Annotated in this window: 22 protein-coding genes; 12 read left to right on the top strand and 10 right to left on the bottom strand. The window is 57.3% G+C overall.

The window, feature by feature from the left end; genetic code table 11:
* Nucleotides 1-2: 2 nt before the first annotated feature.
* Nucleotides 3-629 (bottom strand): TetR/AcrR family transcriptional regulator, encoded by a 627-nt coding sequence (locus ABY734_RS02550; protein WP_372777396.1) that lies wholly within the window; start codon nt 627-629, stop codon nt 3-5.
* Nucleotides 630-795: 166 nt separating this feature from the next.
* Here ABY734_RS02550 and ABY734_RS02555 point away from each other — a divergent pair, with 166 nt between their 5' ends.
* The 3 genes from ABY734_RS02555 to ABY734_RS02565 all read left to right on the top strand — a co-directional run bounded on the left by ABY734_RS02555 (nt 796) and on the right by ABY734_RS02565 (nt 4,383).
* The gene (locus ABY734_RS02555; protein ID WP_372777397.1) at nt 796-2,157 is read left to right on the top strand and encodes a cytochrome P450; all 1,362 of its coding nucleotides are present in this window, start codon (nt 796-798) and stop codon (nt 2,155-2,157) included.
* 121 nt (nt 2,158-2,278) lie between these two features.
* On the top strand, nt 2,279-2,869 hold the full coding sequence (locus ABY734_RS02560; RefSeq protein ID WP_372777398.1) for a hypothetical protein: 591 nt from the start codon (nt 2,279-2,281) through the stop codon (nt 2,867-2,869).
* A 41-nt stretch (nt 2,870-2,910) separates the two neighbouring features.
* Nucleotides 2,911-4,383 carry an acetyl-CoA acetyltransferase gene (locus ABY734_RS02565; protein ID WP_372777399.1) on the top strand — a complete coding sequence of 491 codons (1,473 nt, stop codon included), beginning with the start codon at nt 2,911-2,913 and terminating at the stop codon, nt 4,381-4,383.
* Nucleotides 4,384-4,424: 41 nt separating this feature from the next.
* Here ABY734_RS02565 and ABY734_RS02570 read toward each other — a convergent pair whose 3' ends face one another.
* Nucleotides 4,425-5,396 (bottom strand): class 1 fructose-bisphosphatase, encoded by a 972-nt coding sequence (locus ABY734_RS02570; protein WP_372777400.1) that lies wholly within the window; start codon nt 5,394-5,396, stop codon nt 4,425-4,427.
* Nucleotides 5,397-5,573: 177 nt separating this feature from the next.
* Here ABY734_RS02570 and ABY734_RS02575 point away from each other — a divergent pair, with 177 nt between their 5' ends.
* The 6 genes from ABY734_RS02575 to ABY734_RS02600 all read left to right on the top strand — a co-directional run bounded on the left by ABY734_RS02575 (nt 5,574) and on the right by ABY734_RS02600 (nt 9,797).
* Nucleotides 5,574-6,449 carry an SDR family NAD(P)-dependent oxidoreductase gene (locus ABY734_RS02575; protein ID WP_372777401.1) on the top strand — a complete coding sequence of 292 codons (876 nt, stop codon included), beginning with the start codon at nt 5,574-5,576 and terminating at the stop codon, nt 6,447-6,449.
* Nucleotides 6,450-6,459: 10 nt separating this feature from the next.
* On the top strand, nt 6,460-7,098 hold the full coding sequence (locus ABY734_RS02580; protein WP_372777402.1) for a TetR/AcrR family transcriptional regulator: 639 nt from the start codon (nt 6,460-6,462) through the stop codon (nt 7,096-7,098).
* A gap of 66 nt (nt 7,099-7,164) precedes the next feature.
* Complete coding sequence (locus tag ABY734_RS02585) at nt 7,165-7,749, top strand: outer membrane beta-barrel protein (protein WP_372777403.1); 585 nt, start codon at nt 7,165-7,167, stop codon at nt 7,747-7,749.
* Between the two features lie 36 nt (nt 7,750-7,785).
* Entirely contained in the window at nt 7,786-8,034 is a 249-nt protein-coding gene (locus ABY734_RS02590) for a hypothetical protein (RefSeq protein ID WP_372777404.1), read from the top strand.
* Between the two features lie 111 nt (nt 8,035-8,145).
* Nucleotides 8,146-8,979, top strand: a complete 834-nt coding sequence (locus ABY734_RS02595; protein WP_372777405.1) for a PP2C family serine/threonine-protein phosphatase — start codon at nt 8,146-8,148, stop codon at nt 8,977-8,979.
* Nucleotides 8,979-9,797 (top strand): FHA domain-containing protein, encoded by an 819-nt coding sequence (locus ABY734_RS02600; protein WP_372777406.1) that lies wholly within the window; start codon nt 8,979-8,981, stop codon nt 9,795-9,797. The genes ABY734_RS02595 and ABY734_RS02600 overlap by 1 nt, the downstream gene beginning before the upstream one ends.
* Nucleotides 9,798-9,809: 12 nt before the next feature.
* On the opposite strand, the gene ABY734_RS02605 is transcribed toward ABY734_RS02600, so the two are convergent.
* A complete protein-coding gene (locus ABY734_RS02605) occupies nt 9,810-11,186 on the bottom strand; it encodes a serine/threonine-protein kinase (protein WP_372777407.1) in 1,377 nt (458 codons plus the stop codon).
* A 147-nt stretch (nt 11,187-11,333) separates the two neighbouring features.
* Here ABY734_RS02605 and ABY734_RS02610 point away from each other — a divergent pair, with 147 nt between their 5' ends.
* Nucleotides 11,334-11,885: a hypothetical protein gene (locus ABY734_RS02610; protein ID WP_372777408.1), complete on the top strand. Its 552-nt coding sequence runs from the start codon at nt 11,334-11,336 to the stop codon at nt 11,883-11,885.
* A 74-nt stretch (nt 11,886-11,959) separates the two neighbouring features.
* On the opposite strand, the gene ABY734_RS02615 is transcribed toward ABY734_RS02610, so the two are convergent.
* The 4 genes from ABY734_RS02615 to ABY734_RS02630 form a co-directional block, all read right to left on the bottom strand.
* Nucleotides 11,960-12,544 (bottom strand): TetR/AcrR family transcriptional regulator, encoded by a 585-nt coding sequence (locus tag ABY734_RS02615; protein ID WP_372777409.1) that lies wholly within the window; start codon nt 12,542-12,544, stop codon nt 11,960-11,962.
* Between the two features lie 153 nt (nt 12,545-12,697).
* Nucleotides 12,698-13,603 (bottom strand): GIDE domain-containing protein, encoded by a 906-nt coding sequence (locus ABY734_RS02620; protein ID WP_372777410.1) that lies wholly within the window; start codon nt 13,601-13,603, stop codon nt 12,698-12,700.
* Between the two features lie 18 nt (nt 13,604-13,621).
* Nucleotides 13,622-14,194 carry a LemA family protein gene (locus ABY734_RS02625; RefSeq protein WP_372777411.1) on the bottom strand — a complete coding sequence of 191 codons (573 nt, stop codon included), beginning with the start codon at nt 14,192-14,194 and terminating at the stop codon, nt 13,622-13,624.
* A 33-nt stretch (nt 14,195-14,227) separates the two neighbouring features.
* Nucleotides 14,228-15,247 carry a cysteine synthase A gene (locus ABY734_RS02630; RefSeq protein WP_372777412.1) on the bottom strand — a complete coding sequence of 340 codons (1,020 nt, stop codon included), beginning with the start codon at nt 15,245-15,247 and terminating at the stop codon, nt 14,228-14,230.
* Nucleotides 15,248-15,416: 169 nt separating this feature from the next.
* Here ABY734_RS02630 and ABY734_RS02635 point away from each other — a divergent pair, with 169 nt between their 5' ends.
* Together ABY734_RS02635 and ABY734_RS02640 are read left to right on the top strand one after the other, a co-directional pair.
* Nucleotides 15,417-15,989 (top strand): sigma-70 family RNA polymerase sigma factor, encoded by a 573-nt coding sequence (locus tag ABY734_RS02635; protein ID WP_372777413.1) that lies wholly within the window; start codon nt 15,417-15,419, stop codon nt 15,987-15,989.
* Nucleotides 15,986-16,657 carry a ChrR family anti-sigma-E factor gene (locus ABY734_RS02640; RefSeq protein WP_372777414.1) on the top strand — a complete coding sequence of 224 codons (672 nt, stop codon included), beginning with the start codon at nt 15,986-15,988 and terminating at the stop codon, nt 16,655-16,657. Before ABY734_RS02635 ends, ABY734_RS02640 begins: the two co-directional genes overlap by 4 nt.
* A gap of 13 nt (nt 16,658-16,670) precedes the next feature.
* Here ABY734_RS02640 and ABY734_RS02645 read toward each other — a convergent pair whose 3' ends face one another.
* The 3 genes from ABY734_RS02645 to ABY734_RS02655 all read right to left on the bottom strand — a co-directional run bounded on the left by ABY734_RS02645 (nt 16,671) and on the right by ABY734_RS02655 (nt 19,492).
* Complete coding sequence (locus tag ABY734_RS02645; protein ID WP_372777415.1) at nt 16,671-17,417, bottom strand: alpha/beta hydrolase; 747 nt, start codon at nt 17,415-17,417, stop codon at nt 16,671-16,673.
* A gap of 95 nt (nt 17,418-17,512) precedes the next feature.
* The gene (locus ABY734_RS02650; RefSeq protein WP_372777416.1) at nt 17,513-18,988 is read right to left on the bottom strand and encodes an AAA family ATPase; all 1,476 of its coding nucleotides are present in this window, start codon (nt 18,986-18,988) and stop codon (nt 17,513-17,515) included.
* A gap of 84 nt (nt 18,989-19,072) precedes the next feature.
* Complete coding sequence (locus ABY734_RS02655) at nt 19,073-19,492, bottom strand: DoxX family protein (RefSeq protein ID WP_372777417.1); 420 nt, start codon at nt 19,490-19,492, stop codon at nt 19,073-19,075.
* Nucleotides 19,493-19,588: the final 96 nt, after the last annotated feature.

The raw sequence follows: 19,588 nt of genomic DNA on the forward strand, positions 1-19,588 counted from the left end.
GTTCAGGCTTCGGCCAGCTCCACCACCTGGGCTTTGACCGGGCGCAGTTTCTCGACAATATCGAACAGGTAAGCGGCGTGTTCGCGGCGCTTGGCCATGGGCACCATCAACAGGTTCTGGGCGGCGCCCATCACCATATCGAAGGCCATCTTGGTAATCAGTTCCGGGTCCAGGTCGCGGCGGACTTCGCCCTTCTTCTGCAGGGTGCGGATGAATTCGCCCATCAGAACGCGAAACTGACCGATTTTCTCGATCTGGCTCTGCAGGCCTTCGCCGCTGCGAGTCAGGCAGTAATGGTAGAGGTTGAAGCGCACCCGCCACTCCCGGTCTGACTCTTCGTCGAGGGGCAGGCCTGAGGTGATCATGGGGATAAAGTAGTCCAGCGAGATCTCTTCCAGATCGGCAATGGCGTCCTGCATGCGTTGATCAATGCGCTGGTCAGCCCACTGAAAGGCGGCCATCACGATCTCTTCCTTGCTGTTGAAGTAGTGTGACAAGACGCCAATCGAGCAGCCCAGCTCTTTGGCTAGCGCTCTGGTAGTAAGTGCTTCCAAACCCCGGTCGGCTATCAATCTGGACGCTACCGAGGCTACCTCTTCGCGACGGCTGTCGTGATCTACTTTCCGCACGCAGCGTACCCCACTTATTTTCAGGTTGTTTTTTAGTCGATTGTGACAGTATACCCGGATCGGGATATTTTTCATATCGAACGCTTGATATGTATAAAACTATTACATATCATCTGTTCAAAATAAACCGATTAACCTCGGCAACGACCGCAGGAGGAAGGGACCCATGACTGAAGCAGTCGCCAGCTACAAGCAGGCTAAAGACAATCACAAGCTCAACCACATTCCAGGCTCATTTGGCTTGCCGATTATCGGCCACACCATTTCGCTGGTAAAAGACCTGTACGGCACCATCGACAAGCAGTACACGCAGTTTGGACCGGTTTCCAAGTTTGGTCTGGCGGGCTTCAAAGGTGTGCTGCTGTGCGGCCCGGATCTGTATCAACAGGTCTATCTCGACAAGGAAAAGAACTTCTCTGCCGAGATGGGCTACATGGGCTCGCTGGGACGCTTTTATAAGGGCGCCCTGCTGCTGCGTGATCACGAAGAGCACCGTTTTCAGCGTCGCATGATGCAGACCGCCTTCAAAAACGACGCCATGAAAGGCTATATCGCCACCATGGCGCCGATGCTGCAGGAAGCGGTTGAGAGCTGGGATGGTCAGGAGAACTTCCACTTCTTCCCGGCGATCAAGCAGGCCCTGCTGGATGTGGCAGCGACTATCTTTGTCGGTCTGGAAAAAGATGATGAGCGTGCGGAAAAGCTGAACACTGCCTTCACCGACGTGGCCAACGGCCTGATGGGGCTGATCACCAAAGAGATCCCCGGCACCGCCTACGCCAAAGGCAAGAAAGGCGAGCGCTTCCTGCACGAGTTTTTCGGCAGCCTGATTGAAGAGCGCCGCAAAAACGAAGGTATCGACACCTTCAGCTACTTTGCCAAAGAGCTGAACGAAGACGGCGAGTATTTCAGCGATCAGGATATCGTCGCTCATATGAGCTTCCTGCTGTTTGCCGCCCACGACACCACGACTTCCGCGCTCAGCCACCTGCTGTTCCACCTGGGGCAGAACCCGGAGATGCGCCAGCGTCTGCGTGAAGAAGCCCAGGCCATTGGCAAGGACTATCTGGAATACGAAGACCTTGATCGCATGCCGCTGGCCGATGCCGCCGTGCGTGAAGCCCTGCGCCTGCACCCCTCGGTCATGATGATGCAGCGCCGTACCATCAACGACTGCGAGATTGGCGGCTACCACATCCCCGCCAACACCATTCTGTTTATTGCACCGCAGTATGTGCATCGCATGGGTGAGTACTGGGATGAGCCTGAAAAGTTTGATCCGGACCGCTGGCTGGAGCCGCGCAACGAGCACAAGCGCCATTCCTTCAGCTTTGTTGGTTTTGGCGGCGGTGCTCACAAGTGCATCGGTATGCACTTCGCGCTGATGCAGACCAAGAACTTCCTGCACCAGTTTTTGACCCGCTACGATTTCGAGCTGCCGGCCAATTTCGGCACAGCCATGCAGACGGTTCCACTACCCAAACCGTCAGACGATTTGCCTATGGTGTTGAAGCGTCTGAATGGGTAAACTTCCCTCCGCCAAATAACCCGGCACCTGCCGGGTTATTTGCTGTTTACCCGCATAAAACACTAAGAAAAGGCTATCTGCGGGTTGGCCTGATTGAACCTCGTCCTGTTTGGATTTTGACATGCTTGAATCCCATATGGCGCGCGCCGTATTGGCCGTGCTGACGCTCTCTGCCTGTCCGATGTCTTTTGCGGCTGTTGCCGGAGGCGAGCCCTCCGCACATATGCCGGGTGAATTCCGCGTGGATCGTAAGCCTTTTGCAGGCGCACAGTTTCACCCGGACGCCCGTATCACACTGGCCTCCACTGATGGCATGTCCCCGTTGCTCGCACCGATGCTGGCCCTCTACAGCCAATTGCTTTCGCTCGATGGCAATGGCAGTGGCGGCATTGCCCTGAAGCGTCTTGAGGCGAGGTTAGGCAGTCAGGTCGCGGACAAAACCGGCCTGCTGGATATCAATGATGTATTGGCAGCCGACCTGGAGTCGGTAGAGATGCTTGCGGTCGGCTCGGCTCAGCTCAAAGCGCTGGGGGTTGCTGCCCGTGATGTGGATAAACTGCCCGCGCTTGGCGCGCTGACAGATAAGGTTAAAAGCACCATGATGGAGCTGCCTGAGGGACTGGCCAGCTTCCCCTCGCAGGTGGCTCTGGCAGTCTGGGGCGAAGAGGCAGGTAAACCAAAACTTGTTACACTGGTTATTCGCGCAAACTGACACTTCTTTTAACAACACAGCTAATAAGCCAAGGGGGCATAATGTCGCTATCGCTATCGCCAACGACGCCGGTACTGGTCGGAATCGGGGTTATCAACCAGCGTGAAACAGACCTGTCAAAGGCTGATGAGGCTGTTGAACTGATGATTCGAGCGGCCCGTGCTGCCGGTGACGACTGCGGCGCTCCCGAGCTGCTGCAGGCGGTGCAGCGAATCAGTGTGCCCAAGGGTGTGTGGAGTTACCAGAATCCCGCCAAAGCGATTGGCGAGGCCCTTGGCGCCCCCGAGGCGACCACCGTGCTGGCGGAAATCGGCATCCTGCAACAGAGTCTGTTTGCTGATGCCTGTCGCCGTATCGACAGCGGTGAAATTGACGTGGCATTGGTTGCCGGTGGCGAGGCTAAATTCCGCGCCCTGCAGGCCACCATTCAAGGGCTTGAAGCGCCAGAAAGTGCGCAGAGCGCAGAGCCTGACGTGCATCTGGAGCCGGAGCAGGAAATCTGGTCTGAGGTCGAGTCTGAGGCCGGTCTGGGTATGCCCGTTGGTTTTTACGCCTTGATGGAAAGCGCCCTGCGTCAAGCGCAGGGTGAATCTCTCGATGCGCACCGCGATCGCGTTGCGGCCCTCTACGAAGGCATGGCGGAGGTGGCCAAAGACAATCCCCACGCCTGGAATCGCGACGGCATGAAAGCCGAGCAGATCCGCAATGCCTCACCCAAAAACAAGATGCTCGCCTTCCCCTATACCAAGTACCACAACAGTCAGTGGAACGTGGATCAGGCCGGCGCGCTGCTATTCTGCTCGGTGGCCAAAGCCGAAGAACTGGGTATTCCCCGCGACAAGTGGGTTTTCCCACAGACCAGTACCGAAAGCAATTTCATGGTGAATACTTCCCAGCGGGTTGATCTGGCCGGCTGCCCCGGCGCGCGACTGGCGGGTAAGAAAGCGCTGGAGCTGGCGGACATGACCGTCGACGAAATCGATCTGCTGGAGCTCTACAGCTGCTTCCCCTCTGCGGTGCAGATTTATGCGCGGGAGATCGGCATTTCGCTGGATCAGCAAATCACCGTTACCGGCGGCATGACCTTCGGTGGCGGCCCGCTCAACAACTACGTGCTGCAGTCCACTGCGCGTATGGCCGAACTGCTGCGTGAGCAGCCGGGCAAGAAAGGCTATGTCACCTCTGTCAGCGGCATGCTGACCAAACAGGGTTTTGGCGTGTGGTCGACTGAGCCCAATCCCAACGGCTTTGGCTTTGCTGACCTGACGGATGAGGCACGCGCCGAGGCGCCGCCGCTGGAATTGGTGAAAGTCGACAGCGGAGAGGGGAAAATTGTCGGTTGCACCGTGCTGTTTCAGGGCGACAATCCCTGGCGCGCGGTGGTGGTAGTGACCCTGCCGAACGGCAAGCGCACCATTGCCTACAATGAAAATCCTGAGCTGATGGCGGCAGCGATGGAAGAAGAATTTGTGGGGCGCACTGCCCAGCTGAAGGACGGGGTGTTTACGCTCTAATCAATCCAGCTGCGGGAAGGTAAGGCCTTCCCGTCGATTGCTCAGCGCTGGTGGTATTCCACACAGCTTTTCACCTCATTCGCAGAGCCCAGAATCACCGGCACCCGCTGGTGAATTTTCTCCGGTTGAATGTCTAGAATCTTGCCGCTGTCGGTCCACGCTTCCCCGCCAGCCTGCTCTACCAACAGCCCCATAGGATTGGCTTCGTACATCAGCCGCAGCTTGCCGGCCTGATCGGGTTTGCGTGCATCCCAGGGGTAGGTGAAGAGACCGCCGCGACACAGGATGCGGTGTACGTCCGCCACCATAGCCGCCACCCAGCGCATATTGAAATTCTTGCCGCGCGGGCCGTCACTGCCTTGAAGCAGGTCGTTAATGTAGTTGCGCATCGGCTCTGCCCAGAAGCGGTGGTTGGACATGTTGATGGCAAATTCTTTGGTGTCCGGGGCAAGTTCAACCCGCTCAACGGTTTGCAGCCAGGCGCCCTGCTCGGGGTCGAAGGTAAACATGGTGACGCCGTCGCCGGTGGAGAAGACCAGCATCATCGATGGGCCGTAGAGCACATAACCGGCCGCTTTCTGGGCGCGACCGGGCTGCAGGAATTCCGCTTCGCTCACGGCGGCGCCGCGCTCGCCGCTTTCCAGCACCGAGAAGATGGTGCCGACCATGCTGTTGATATCTATATTGGACGAGCCGTCGAGGGGGTCGTAGGTCACCAGGTAGCGGCCGTCCAGATTGGCGCCGACCACCTCATCCTCTTCTTCAGAGGCGATGCCGCGCACCTCGGGGCAGGCCTTCAGGGCATCCTTGAGCATGTCGTTGGCGATGACGTCCAGCTTCTTCTGGGTTTCGCCCTGCACATTATCCGCGCCGGCGCTGCCGAGAATGCCCGCCAGTTCACCGCGTTGCAACTGGTTGTTGATGGCTTCGCAACAGCTGGCCAGGCGAAGGATCACTTCGGCCAGGGGGGCGTCGATAGAGCTGTCGTCGAGGAACGCGTCCAGCGTTTTCATGCAGTGTCCTGTGGCTGTGTTGGGGAGGCGCGCATTATGCCATCAGCGGCCTGGGGTCTCCAGTTGGGGGCGGGCGGCTGCGGAAATTAAAAAAAGGTAACAAGTGTGTAAAATTTTGAAGGGCTGTAATAGAGTTCAGTTAAAGAGCATAACCATAACTGTCCAACGAGGTGTCATGTGAAGGATTTCAACAACAAGGTCGCGGTTATTACCGGTGGTGCCAGCGGTGTCGGTCGCGCGCTGGGTGAGGCGCTGGCGGCAGAGGGGGCGAAAATCGTTCTTGCCGATGTCGATACCAAGGCGCTGGATGTGGCGGTCGCTGCCCTCAAGGAGCGCGGTACTGAGGCGTTGGGTGTCAGGGCTGACGTGAGCAAGCAGGAAGACCTCGATGCCCTGGCGGATAAAGCCTTCGCTGAATTCGGTGCAGTGCATCTGATGTTTGCCAACGCGGGTATCGGCGCGGGTGAGGCCGGCGATATGTGGGACTACAACCTCAATGACTGGAAGTGGGCCTTCTCGGTCAATGTCTGGGGTGTGATTCACTCGATCAAGGCCTTTATGCCGAGGCTGGTAGAGCAAAATGAAGAGGCGCATTTTATAGTCACCGGTTCGGGCAATGGGGCCTTCCTGATGCTGCCGGATGCGCCAATTTACACCACCACCAAAGCCTCGGTGATGGCGATTACCGAAACCCTGTATTACCAGATGCTGGCCAAGCAGTCGCCAGTGAAAATCAATGCGCTGTTCCCTGGCCCCCATGTGGTGGATACCGGTCTGTTTAACTCCGAGCGGGTGCGGCCTGAAGACCTGCCCGGCAGCGGCGTCAAAGCTTCGGGGATCAGCTCGGTCGACGATATGAAGAAGATGATGGAACAGTTTGGCATGGAGCTGGAGACCACCTCGCCCCAGGAAGTCGCTGATTATGCACTCAAGGCGCTGAAAGAAGACAAGTTCTGGATTCGCCCTAGCACCGAAAAATCGGATACGGCCCTGCGCGAGCGTATCGAGGGTATAATCAATCAGGTTAACCCTGTACCCCCTAACGTTTTGTAATTGGAGCGCAATGACGACCGTTACTGTCATCAAATCGGCGGATGAGAGCAATCTCAGCCGCCGCGAGCAGCGCAAAATGGAAGTGCGCGGCCGTATTAACGAGGCCGCGCTGGCGCTGTTCAGCGCCAAGGGCGTTGAGTTGACCACCGTCGAGGAAATCTGTGAATCGGCGGAGGTGGCCCGCAAAACCTTCTACAACTACTACAGCTCGAAGCAGGATCTGATTCGCGCACTCAGCGACTCCATGCTCTACGATGAAACCTCAAATGTGATTGAGTTGGCGTTGGAGAAATACGACTCAACCCGCGAGCGGGTCGAATATATCTACGGTGTGATGATAGACAACCTGCAGCGTTATGAAGAGCTGGAGCGCTGCCTGGTGCATCAGGCGTTGCTGGACCTGTCCAGCGAGAACAGCCAGATCGGACAGCGCCTCGGCGATCTGAACGCGGCCTTCAGTGAGCTGGTCCGCGACGGCTTGCGGCTCGGCGATGTGTCTGAGAGCTATAGCGCAGAGTTTATCGGTGAAATGATCGTCGGTCTGATCAACGCCACCATCATCAACTGGGTTCACGACCCGGGCTATCCGGTGTTTGAACGCATAGAAGAAGTTAAGCGCCTGACTCTGGCGAGCTTTCTCAAACACTGAAACGGTTCAGTTAAGGTTCAGTTGAGCGGGCGCAGCATGTGATCAAGCCTTATGAGGGTAGGTCACATGAAAAAGCTATTTCTGGTCGGGGCGCAGGGCCTCTTGTTCACTTCACTTGCTCTGGCGGAGCACTATCCGTCTTCGTCACTGAATTTCCACGTTGACGTCGGGCAGGCCCGCCAGGACATCAATCCGGACGACTTTCCCCCAGGCACCGATATCGATGACGAGGATATCGCCTTTCGCGCCGGTATCGGTTTGCGCACCGGCCTGTTGGGGGGCAATATTTCCTATATTAATTTCGGGCAGTCCGCCGTCGCCACGCCAACAGCTTCTGCGGAAGCGGATACCTACGGTGTAGGCTTTGACCTGCAATTGGACTTGCCGCTCAGCGAGTACAGCAGCTTTTTTGTTAAGGGTGGCATTCTCAGCTGGGAGCAGGTGACTGATGAGCATCAGGCCGGTACTAATTTTGTTACCCGCTATTACGAAGATGGCGTTGATCCGTACTGGGGTGTCGGTTTTCGTTTCAGCGGCGCGCCGGGCATGAGTATCAAAATCGAATACGACCGTTTTGAGTTCAAGGACAACGGCTCTGATGTGGTGGCCGACTACGATCTGGTGACTGTTGGTCTGGAATTTTTCATGTAGACTGAAACTCATTGCAGACATGACAGGGAGGTCATTGTGAAGTCGTTAATTCTGTTTTTCTTCTTATCCTGTTGCGGCCTGATTCAGGCCGCTGACTGGTCCGATTGTCGTCGTACTAAACTGGAAGCCTTAAGCTTGGAGCAGGCCCTGCGCAAGGGTTACCTGTTGCGTCAGTATGCCAGCCGCAGTGCGATGCGGGAGCGGTTACGCGATCGCGAGCGTTGGCTGTGGCGCAATTGCCGCCGCTACAGCAGTGACCTGCGTGAATTGTCCGCCAGGCACTGACTGGCTATTAGTGACGAATCGCTTATACTCATTTTTATGTTCATAGCAGGGTATAAAGCGGGTGCCATGCTATTGCGTTGTAAAATCAATAACGACAGGTAAGCGCACGGCATGTTGAAATACGCAGCCCGATCAGATGTCGGTTGTTCTCGCAGCAACAATGAAGACAATTTTGCCGCGGCACCGGAGCACGATCTCTGGATTCTCGCCGATGGTGTTGGCGGCCACGATGCCGGTGAAATCGCCAGTGAAATTGCCTGTCAGGTAATCCGCGATGAAGTCGCTGCCGGCCGTGATATGAAGAGTGCTATCGAGGCGGCTCACCAGGCTATTCTGGCCGCACCGGAAAAAGGTCGGGGCCGCCCAGGCATGGCCTCCACGGTTGTCACATTGCAAGTTAAGGAAAACGGTTTTGAAATTGCCTGGGTGGGGGATTCCCGCTGCTATCTCTGGAGTGAGCAGCGCGGCCTGGAGCAGATTTCCCGGGATCACTCTCTGGTTCAGCGCCTGCTGGAAGAGCAGCACATCAACGAAGATGAGGCGGCCAGTCACCCGGGGCGCAATATCGTGCTGCAGGCGCTTGGGCAGGACAACCTCGAAAAGCTGCAGGTTGATACCATTCGCGATCAGTTTGAGCCGGGGCAGATTTTGCTCATGTGCAGCGACGGCCTCAACGATTACGTCCAGCACGAAGATATCGTCGCGAGCTTCCGCGAACTGGATGACCTGGATGCCATCGCCGACAGTCTGATAGAAAAAACCCTGGCCAATAACGGCGCCGACAATGTCACGGTGGTCCTGGTGCAGGCACCGTCGTCCGCCGAAGGACTCCGGGAGGCTGAAGCGGTATCTGCTGCGGAGGCGGGCAAGTTTTCGAGGCCGCTGTTGTGGCTGGGCGGCGCCTTGGCGCTAGCGGCGATTTATTTTCTACTGCAGGGTAGCTGATGAATTCTGGCGAGGTGGGGCAGTCAGTCTGGGCGCTGCGTCCCTGTGATGCTGATGCGGGTGACATCGTACTGGCGAACGAATTTACAGTGGGGCGCGAAGATGGTTGCGCGCTGGTACTGAGCGAGCCCCATGTCTCGCGCAGACACGCCGCCTTTCTGATCAAGGATGACAAGCTCTATCTGCAGGATACCGGGTCTGCCAATGGGACCTTCGTCAACGATCACCGCATCAATGTCGTCGTACTGAAGGCTGGCGATATCGTGCGTTTTGACGCGGCTAGGTACGAGGTCGTGCAGGCTGAAGCAGCGCCTGAATCCCAAACTGAAACCGCCGGACAGAAACCTGCCGAGCCTGAGGTCGCTGCCGGTACTCCAGCAGAGGCCGCGCCCTCGTCGAAAGCCGGCAGCGCCAAGTTTGATCCCGTTAAAGCGGCTGAGGCGTCGGAGGGGGTTGTTACCTTTGAGCGCAATGCCCGTGTCAGCAAGCCGGAACCTGCATCGCCATCTCCATCGGCATCCTTGCCCTTAGCCTCGCTGTTGGTTAGTGGAGGGGCGGTTGTCGGGCTGCGGTTTGCACTTGGTGAGGGCTTAAGTCGGATCGGTCGCGATCCCGGCTGTGAGATACGACTTGATGCTCGCGCGGTGTCGTCTCTGCACGCGGAATTGGAATGCGTGGACGGCCGCTGGTACCTGCGCGACTGCGACTCTTCCAATGGTGTCCTTCACAACGGACGCAAGGTAACCGAAGTTGAGCTGGTAGATGGCGATCAGCTGACCCTTGGAGATGTCGAGCTGATCTTCTCTTTCAAATCGTAAGCCCTGTTAACCTCAATATCGTGCCGCGTTCGCTTCGTTACGCAGATGTCGGAGCTGTGCCAGCAATTCCTGATCGTCGATATAAAACGTAATCTGAGAACCCTGATTCAGAAAGGCATCGGCGCGCCTGAGGTTGTTGCCCGCAATCGCCTGCTCTGCTTCAGTCAGGTAGGTGGAAAACAGTCGGGTAATAGCGGCCTTGGCGTCTGTTGAGTGCGGGTTGCGCGCCATCAGCGCCGTCAGATAAAACTGGGCATTGTTGCCGGGGGGGGAATAGTAGCGACCTTCTTCTGCGGCAAGTTCTGCCTGAGCCAGCAGTTGTTTTTCTTCCGCATTTAGTGGGCTGGTCAGCGACTGGAGCGTTCCGGATTTATTCTCGAGAAAATACCAGCCGCTGCCTGCCAGTAGCGCGAGGGCTGCCAGCCCCGCAGCAATCCATAGGGCGAGCGCGCGACTTGTGGTTTTCGCCCGTGGTTTTTTGCCCGGTCTGACAGCCGTCTGGTGGTTGCTGTCGTTGCGCTGGATGGTTGAAACTGTTTGCTCTGCATCGTTGCGGCTAAGTACCACCGTGGCAGCGTTGTCTTCGCTGAAGCCCTCAATCGCTTTCTCGAGCGCCTCGATCAATTCCGCACCGGTCTGAAAGCGTTCGTCGCGATCCTTGGCCAGAGCTTTATCAATAAAAGGTTGGAAGTGCGCCACAGTGGAAGGCAGCGGTGGCGGCGGTGTGGTGATGTGTTTTATGCCGATGGAAATGGCGGATTCCCCTTTGAAGGGAACGCGACCAGTCAGCATCTCGTAGAGAATGACACCAAGGCTGTAGAGATCAGTGCGGCTGTCCAGCTGCGCCGCTTCGGCCTGCTCCGGACTCATGTAGTGGGGCGAGCCGATTACCGTGCCGGTTTTGGTCATCTGGGATTGTGGGTCGGTATTGCGAGCGATGCCGAAGTCCGAGATGACCGGCGTGCCATCGTCGCGAAACAGAATATTTTCGGGTTTGATATCGCGATGAATAAAGTTCTTCTTGTGGGCATAGTCGAGGCCGGCAGCGATGCCGCGCACGATATCAATGCTGTCGCGAATGGGGAGGCCTTGTTTCATGCGGGTTTTCAGGTCGCCGCCTGACAGCACTTCCATAGCCATATAGCGATAGGACTCGTGCTGGCCCACATCGCGGATGGTGACAATGTTGGGATGTTTCAGCTCTGCGCAGATGCGTGCTTCGCGCAGAAATCGTTCACCGAAGCTGGGGTCGGCCTGCAGGTGTTTGGCCATTACCTTGAGCGCGACCTGGCGCCCGCTGCTGTCCTGTGTGGCCAGGTAGACCACGGCCATGCCACCCTTGCCCAAAGGTCGGCTGATGCTGTAACCGGGAATGGCTGGATGTTCCACGGAACGTTCCCCTTTGTTATTGGCCAAACTATACCATCGTTCGAGGCGGCTCTTCGACATTAAGCTCATGTTCAGCTCTATCCGTTAGACTGCCCACAAATGCTGGCGGAAGGCCGCCAGCACTCAAGAAAACGAAAGGAGGATATTGTGAAAACATGGCTTACAGGTTTGATTGTGCTTTCATCCGCACTGCTGGTGGCTTGCGCATCAGATACACCGTACAAGCCAGCAGAAGAACGTGGGGATTATGGTTATACCGAAACGCCTTTGGGCGACAACCGCTATCGCGTAACCTTTGAAGGTAACAGCGTGACGCCGGCGGAAACAGTGCAAGACTATGCCTTGTTGCGTGCGGCCGAGCTGACCCTGGCTAAGGGCTACGATTGGTTCGAAACGGCGGACCGCAATGAGGACAAGAAAACCCGCACAACGACCACCGATACCGGTTTTGGTGCGACTTATCAGCAGACCCAGACCTACTATCGCAACTGCGACCTGCTGGGTAACTGCGATACGGTAGTGAGTGGCGGTACGGTAGTGACACCGGGTTCTGGTATAACGACGTCAACCAGTCGTTCGTCCTACAAATACAGCCTGGAGGTAGTCATGCGCAAGAACCCGATGCCGGACAGCGCTGGCGCCTACGATGCACGCAAATTGGCTAACGCGCTGCGTCAACGTTTGCTCGATAACCAGTAAGGTCTGAAGCTAAAGACGTGAGAAGCCCCGCCTCGGCGGGGCTTTTTTTTGACTTAAAGAACGGGCAGTTGGACTCAGGCTTCGTCGCCGATCAGCTCCAGCAGTTTATGCTGAAAATCGAGTTGGGTTTGCACCAGATTATCGCTGAGTGGATCCAGGTCAAAGATCCGGGCGTGCAGAGGGGCCAGCGTGATATAACCCAGAATCATGCAGTGAAAGGTCATCACTGACGGGATGTTAATCCAACTCTTTTCTGTGGTTGCAGACAACTCGGAAATGTAAGAGAAGAAGGGTCGATACCACTTGTCAGCCAGGATTTTAAGTGTCTCATCGTTGGCCAGGGTGGCGTGTTGAATCAGCCTCGCCATATTCGGACGTTCGGCGTGGTTGGTCAGCACTACGCGCACTTGTCGCATCATGTCTTCCGGTGTGTCGCCGTGACTGAGTGATTCAATAACGTCGTGTAGAGGGTCGAACAGGCGCGCCAGTACGCATTCATAGATATGCAGCTTGTTGCGATAGTGTTTGTATACGCCGGGCCCGCGAATGCCCACCCGGTCGGCGATATCCGTGATGGAGGTGGCAGCGTAACCATAGCGGGCGAAAAGCTCTTCCGCTGTGTCGAGTATGCGTTCGCGTGTATCTGTTGTCCGTCCCATAGCCTGCTTTTCTTATCGTGTGTGCGGCGGATAACGGGGTAAGCGCAGGTTTGCTACAGCGCTATAACCAATTATTACCAAAATTGATTATAGCGGTTGCTGAAAAAATGATGTTGCCGACTGCTTCACTGTTTTGCACATGCGTGCCGGAAGCTACTGCCAATGCCAGGCCTGCCAGGCACCGGGCAGAAAGCCGATAAATATCAGTGTGCAGGCCACGCCCAGCGCGCCCAGGCCAATAAACTGCCAGCGGTAGCGGCGACTCAGGGCTTTGGGTTCGTGGGTAGAGATGAGAAAGGGCTGTCTGCGCACCGGGCTGTAGCTCATCACGTTGACCGGGGTGTGGTCGTAGTTGTCTTTGGCCGCCGCCCGCGCTTCTCTTTGGGCTTCCTGACGGACCGCTTCCCATTCCTGTATATCGATTTCGCCGTCGCCGTTGCGGTCAAAACGGGCTACCAGATTGTCGTAGTCGCGTTTCCAGGCGCTGATCAGGGCGTTGGTGTTGCGCTTGGCCTGGCTCTCCACAGAAGGAGGGTGGAGGGTTTCAAAGTGACCCAGTGCGTAAATCATCTGGCCTTCTTCGATGCGGTACTCGGTGTAGCGGTAGCGGCGACTGAACAGGCCGCCGCTCTGGGTTGAGCTGGGGTAGCGCGAGTTGCCGTGCCAGGTTTTGCTGATTCTGGGCGACACATCGGCGCCGTCGGGGTGAACAAAACAGCGGCCGGTCTGGTCGTTCAGGATGATCGGTGTCTTGCTCGACTGACTTTCCAGGGTGCGCCAGCGACTGGTCTTGCCGGTGGATTCATAGCGTTCAATTTTGTAGCGATACCAGACACAAGGCCTGCCGGTGAGCTTGGCCCGCAGTGGCCCATTTTCAGGGTGGGCTTCGCAAAGCCCGACGATTTCAACATAACCCTGAGGCGCCGATCGGATTTTCGAGGTGGGGGTGTCTTCAATCAGCCGCGCTTTCTTCAGCGCGCTGAAACTGGCGATCCAGCCAAACAAAGCTAGCCCGAGGGTAAAGAGCTCTACCCAGAAATAGTCACTGAAACTGTCCATGGAAGATTACTGAGGCTTTTATTTGAACAGGGCCTTCATATCGACGTCTTTTAATTCTTCTTCGCTGAATTCCAGCAGATCAAAGGCTTCGAAATTGAGAAAGCGGGCGATAATGACATCGGGGAACTGCTCAATGCGCACGTTGTTGTTATTTACCGCTTCATTGTAGGACTCGCGGCGATCGGCAATACCGTTCTCCAATGCAGTAATGCGCTGTTGCAGGTGCTGGAAGGATGAGTCCGCTTTCAGGTCCGGGTAGTTCTCGGCGAGAGCAAATAGATTGCCCAGCCCGGCGCGCAGTGTGGTTTCTGCCTCGCCGAGAGCTTTAACATCGCGCCTGGCCTGGGCCTTGGCCACCATGGAGCGGGCCTCGATCACATTCTCCAGTGTCTGCTGTTCGTACTGCATGTATTGACGGCAGGTTTCCACCAGCTTGGGCAGTTCGTCGTGACGCTGTTTAAGCAGCACATCGATATTGGAAAAGTGTTTGGAGACCGAATGTTTCAGCGCCACCAGATTGTTGTAGAGGGTGACGGCGTACATCAGCAGAAAAGCCGCAATGATCAGGGTGATGATGCTGGTCATATCCATGGTTATGCCTCTTTTTATTCTTGGTATTCGATGTCAGATGCGCAGCCAGTCCGGAACCGGCAGGTCTACCTGTTCCAGATAGACCGGATTGTAAAGTTTGCTTTTGTAGCGATCGCCATAATCGCAGAGGATGGTGACAATGGTGTGTCCTGGCCCCATGTCCTGTGCCATGCGCACGGCCCCGGCGATATTGATTGCCGAAGAACCGCCCAGACACAGGCCCTCGTGGCGAAGCATGTTGAAAATATGGGGCAGCGCCTCGGCGTCGGAAATCTGGTAGGGCATATCAATGTCGATGCCCTGCAGGTTACCCGTCACAAAACTGATGCCGATGCCTTCGGCGATGGAGCGGCCCTCGGCATTGAGCTCGCCATTGGTGTAATGGCTGAAGAGCGCCGAGCCCTGGGGGTCGGCCAGCCCGATCTTGACGGCAGCGTTGCGCTCACGCAGGGCCATGGCGGTGCCGGCCAACGTGCCGCCGGTACCCACCGCGCAGATAAAGCCGTCAACCTTACCGTCGGTCTGATCCCAGATTTCCGCACCGGTGGTCTGGTAATGAATGTCGCGGTTGGCTGTGTTGTCGAACTGTCGCGCCCATACCACGCCGTTAGGGTCCTTGGCGGAAAGCTCCTTGGCCAGGCGTTCGGCGGTGTGGATGTAATGATTCGGGTCATCGTAACTGGTGGCCTTGACCAGTCGCAGGTCGGCGCCGTACAGGTCGAGCAGTTCGATTTTTTCCTTGCTCAGTGACTGGGGCATCACCACGACTGATTTGTAGCCCAGTGAATTGGCCAGCAGGGTCAGGCCGATCCCGGTGTTGCCGGCGGTGCCTTCGACAATGGTGCCGCCCGCTTGCAGCTCGCCGCTGGCTTCGGCGGCGCGTACAATGCCGAGCGCGGTGCGGTCTTTGACACTGCCGCCGGGATTCAGGAATTCCGCCTTGCCGTAGATGTGGCAGCCGGTCAGCTCCGATGCGCCGCGCAGGTAAACCAGTGGAGTATTTCCAATCAGATCAGCAAATTGGCGAGTTTGGGCGGGCGATTGATGAGGCATGGATGTCTCCTGACAGCAGGCTTTCATGGTATCGCTGAGCGGAGGGTGAAGGCAACGCCCGCGCGGCCTGCACTGTGTCGTTGGGCTGCAGAATATGCTCTACTTGAGCATTGAAATTAAGTGATCCATTTCTCTGCCAGCCGCGTATGTGCAGATGTAAGGAGTAGGAATGACAGACAGCCTCGGCGAAGGTATCGATCCCAAGTACTGGATTGATTGCATGGCCAAGGTCGCTGAAGGGAGAGACAAGCAGAGCTTTATGGCCCTGTTTGACCACTTTTCACCGCGGGTAAATGCGTATCTGCTGGGACAGGGCGTTGAGGCCGGTATGGCCGAAGACCTGACGCAGGAGGCGCTGCTGACCCTCTGGAACAAAGCGCATCTTTATCAGCCCAAGAAGGCAGCGGTCAGCACCTGGTTATTCCGGGTGGCAAGAAACCTGTGGATTGACCGTCTGCGCAAGCAGCGGGCTAAGGTCTACGAGCTGGAAGATGAGTTCCTGGAGGCGGGCGTCGGTGCACTGGACCCGGAAGAAGATACCGGCGAACTCGACTCCGATCGAATACAGGAGGCCCTGGCCGCCCTGCCTCAGAATCAGGCGCAGGTGGTATACATGGCTTATTTTGAAGGCAAGAGCCACAGTGAGATTGCCGCTGATACCGGCATGCCGCTGGGCAGTGTGAAGTCAGGATTGCGTTTGGCGCTACAGAGCCTGCGCAAGAAGTACGGAGAGGAAACATGAACGTTGAGCACCATCTTCAGGCGGAAACGCTGGCAGCCTATGCGGCGGGCTCATTGCCCGCGGCTATGGCGCTGGTAGTCGCCTGTCACACCGAGGCGTGTGCGCACTGTCGCAAAGAATTGCGACATGCGGAAGCGCTGGGTGGCCAGATGCTCGAGCGTTTACCGGTTAAGCCGGTATCGACTTCAGCGCGTGAAGCGATGCTGTCGATGCTGGACAACCAGCCCGAGCCGGCGACATCGCCCCGGCCCGCCTCTGCAGCTCAGCAAGTGCCCCTTAATGAAGGTGTGTTGTTGCCCCGTGCGCTGAAAAACCTGCTGCAGATCGATCACTACAACCAGCTGAAGTGGCGCAAGCTGGCGCCGGGTATTGAAAAGGTGGAGTTGCCGCTGACCGAAGGCCGCTCCTTCATGCTCCGCATTGGCGCGGGGCTGGCCATGCCGGTTCATACCCATAAGGGCTCAGAGCTGACCCTGATCATGCAGGGCGGTTATCACGACGCCTTGGGTAGCTTTAACGTTGGCGATATTGCCGATCTCGACGGCAGCGTTGAGCACCAGCCGATGGCCTTTGAAGATGAACCCTGTATCTGTCTGGCGGGTATGGATGGCGGCCTGAAATTCCGCGGCCTGATTCCCACCCTGATGAAGCCCTTTATCGGCCTGTAAATGACTGGCGCGACTATACCGGTCGCGCGAGTTGTCGGCCAATCAGCCGGTACACCCTTGGATTGAGCGCAAAACCCATATGGCTGGAATTGACCGCCAGATGGTTGACGTTGGCGTGGCGTAAGGTTGCCACTTCCTGACTCACTATGCCGTCAGTGGGGCTGAAAATAACGGTCACGGGTACCGCGACGTTTTCCATATTGGTGCCCATCCAGCCTGAAATATCCTGCACCTCTTCCGGTACTTCGCTGTTGTAAAGGCGACGCATGATGTCCCAGGCAGCCGTGCCACGCGGGTCGCCATGCGGCGTTCCCAGCGTAATCACCTGTCGTACCCACTCCGGGTGTTTCTGACCCAGCTCGTGGGCGTACAGACCGCCCATGCTCCAGCCGATCAGGCTGACTTTGTCGCCGGTTTCAGCAAAGATTTTCTCAAGTTCCCTGGCCGCGCGCATCACCATTTTTTCGCGAAATTCCATCGCGGCGTCCAGCGAGGTCATGCGGTATTTCGGGAAATTGCGACCCAGATTCCAGGGTCGGGCATCGTAGCCCCAGCGGTTCAGCCAGCCGCGCAGCGGTGCCATGCAACCGTCCGCGCCACCGAATCCGGGCAAGGTCATTACCGGGTGACCATCGCCGCGCGGCATGCGTTGCAGCAGGGGGCGAGACAGAAGCAGCTGGTTAACTTCCAACAGGGCGCGGGCGCCCTCTGACAGGGAGTGCCACAACTCGGGCGGTTCCGGATGGGGTGACGACTGCACAGCTATTCCTCGTTGGGATCTGCCATTCAGTGTCGACGCGAGCCCCGCAGTCGGTCAAGGACAAAATAGGTCAGTACTTGCCGCAATCCGGGTCCTCAGGCGGACACGGTGCGGCCTTTGGCCCAGTCGCGCAGAGCCTGAATTTTCTCCGACATCACCACCGACAGCGGTCGTGTTCTGGCCAGGGCTTCCAGCAGAGTGTCTGTGGTGAGGTCACCACCCTGGGCGAGGGATGTATACAGGCCGGACACTACCGCCTGCTCGATTTCCGCCCCGGAAAAGCCGGCGCTAGCCTGCGCCAGCAGGGGCAGATCAAACAGGCCGGGGCTTTGATCGCGCTTTTGCAGGTGAATGGCAAATATGTCCTGGCGCACTGCCTCCTCGGGCAGGTCCACAAAGAATATCTCGTCGAGCCGGCCCTTGCGCACCAGCTCCGGCGGCAGGCCGCTGATATCGTTGGACGTGCAGCACACAAAGACCGGTTTGCTGCGCTCGGACAACCAGGTCAGCAGGGTCCCCTGAATGCGCCGGGAGGTGCCGTCGTCGCTGCTGCCGTTGGCGAGACCTTTCTCAATTTCGTCAATCCACAGTACGCAGGGAGACATCAGTTCGGCCAGTTGCAGGGCTTCGCGCAGATTCTTTTCGGTTTCCCCGATGTATTTGTTGTAGAGCGCGGCAAAATCGAGCCGCAGCAGGGGCAGACCCCAAACGCCGGCAATGGCTTTGGCGGCCAGGCTTTTACCGCCGCCCTGCACACCCAGCAGCATTACCCCTTTGGGGGTGTCACCTTTGAGTCCGCCATTGAGAAAGGCGCCTTTGCGCTGTTCCAGCCAGTGCTTCAGCCCCTTGAGGCCGCCCACACTGGAGAACTTTTCGGTCTGGTACTCAAAGCTGAGCACACCCTCCATGTCCATCAGCTGGAACTTGGCGCGATTGATTTCCGGCAGGTCGCTTTCGTCAATGGCGCCATCGTCCCGAATGGCGCTGCGAATCAGGCGGCGGCTGTCGTCAAAGCTGAGGCCCTTAAGGTTGGTCATCAATTGCGCCAGTGTCTGCTGATCGGTGCGCACTCGATGGCCCTTACCTTCGCTGGCCCAGAGTCTGGCCTCCTCGCGAATAATCGCTTCGAGCTGGGCCTCTGTTGGCAAGCGCAGGCGAAAGTAGGCGGTCAGGCGCGACAGTTCCGGCGGCATTTTCAGATTGTGGCTGATCAGTGCCAGTGTCGGGCGATTGCGGTCGTCGCGCAGAGCGATGTCTTTTAGCAGACGAATAATCAAGGGGTTGGTGAGGTAGGGGTGAAAGTCGCAGAGAGCAACCAGGGCCGGCTGTTGCAGCTGCTTTATGGCGCGAAGGGCTTGTTCAGGATCGTCGAGATCCGCGCCCCCTTCAATCTTCTGGCCGAAGCTCAGATGATTGATGCCTTCGGTCGCCGACCAGCAGTGCAGGGCGCAGGACCGTTTAATGGCCACTCGGGTCAGCAATTGCAGGGCGCGGTTTTCTTCATGGGTTTCCAGCACCACCAGCGGCGTGCGGGATTCGAGAATCAGGTTGAGATCGTGAGCGTCATTCATGGGCGATAAACATAAGCGTCGCCTCTCTGCCTGACAAGCAAAAAAAGGCGCCGGCTGTATGGAGCCAGCCGGCGCAAGGGGGGATCAGGCGTGGACGGGAACGGCGTCGTCATTGCCCGCGACAGCGAAGGCGCCATCGCCCTGCAGCGCCACGACGGCGGTGGCCACGGTCAGAAACAGAGGGTATTCCCAGCCGCCGCCGGCGGCACTAAATACCCAGCCGAAGCCGGCGTGGGCCCAGGTGGCGCCCAGTGCGATGGGAATCAGCGCGGTTGCGACCACACGGCTCTGGTAGCCAATCACCAAAGCGAAACCGCCAACGGCCTCGGCCAGAAACGTGGCGTAGGCGATGAACGGTGGCAGGCCCAGCGACTCAAAGAAGGCAACAGTGCCGGGCAGGGTAAACACAAACAGTTTCAGGTAGACGCTGTGCGCCAGGTAAATGACGCCGAGGCTGATACGAAGCAGGGCGGTACCGGCTTGTGCGGAGTTGATGCTGTGCATGATAGTTCTCCAATCTAGGGTTAGGGGTAACAACGCTGTGCATTTTTGCCTAGGCAGTATTGTTTTTAAATTGGCAAAATGTGCCTGTTGATATTG

The organism is Litorivivens sp. (genome assembly GCF_041624475.1).
Lineage (GTDB): Bacteria > Pseudomonadota > Gammaproteobacteria > Pseudomonadales > Spongiibacteraceae > Litorivivens.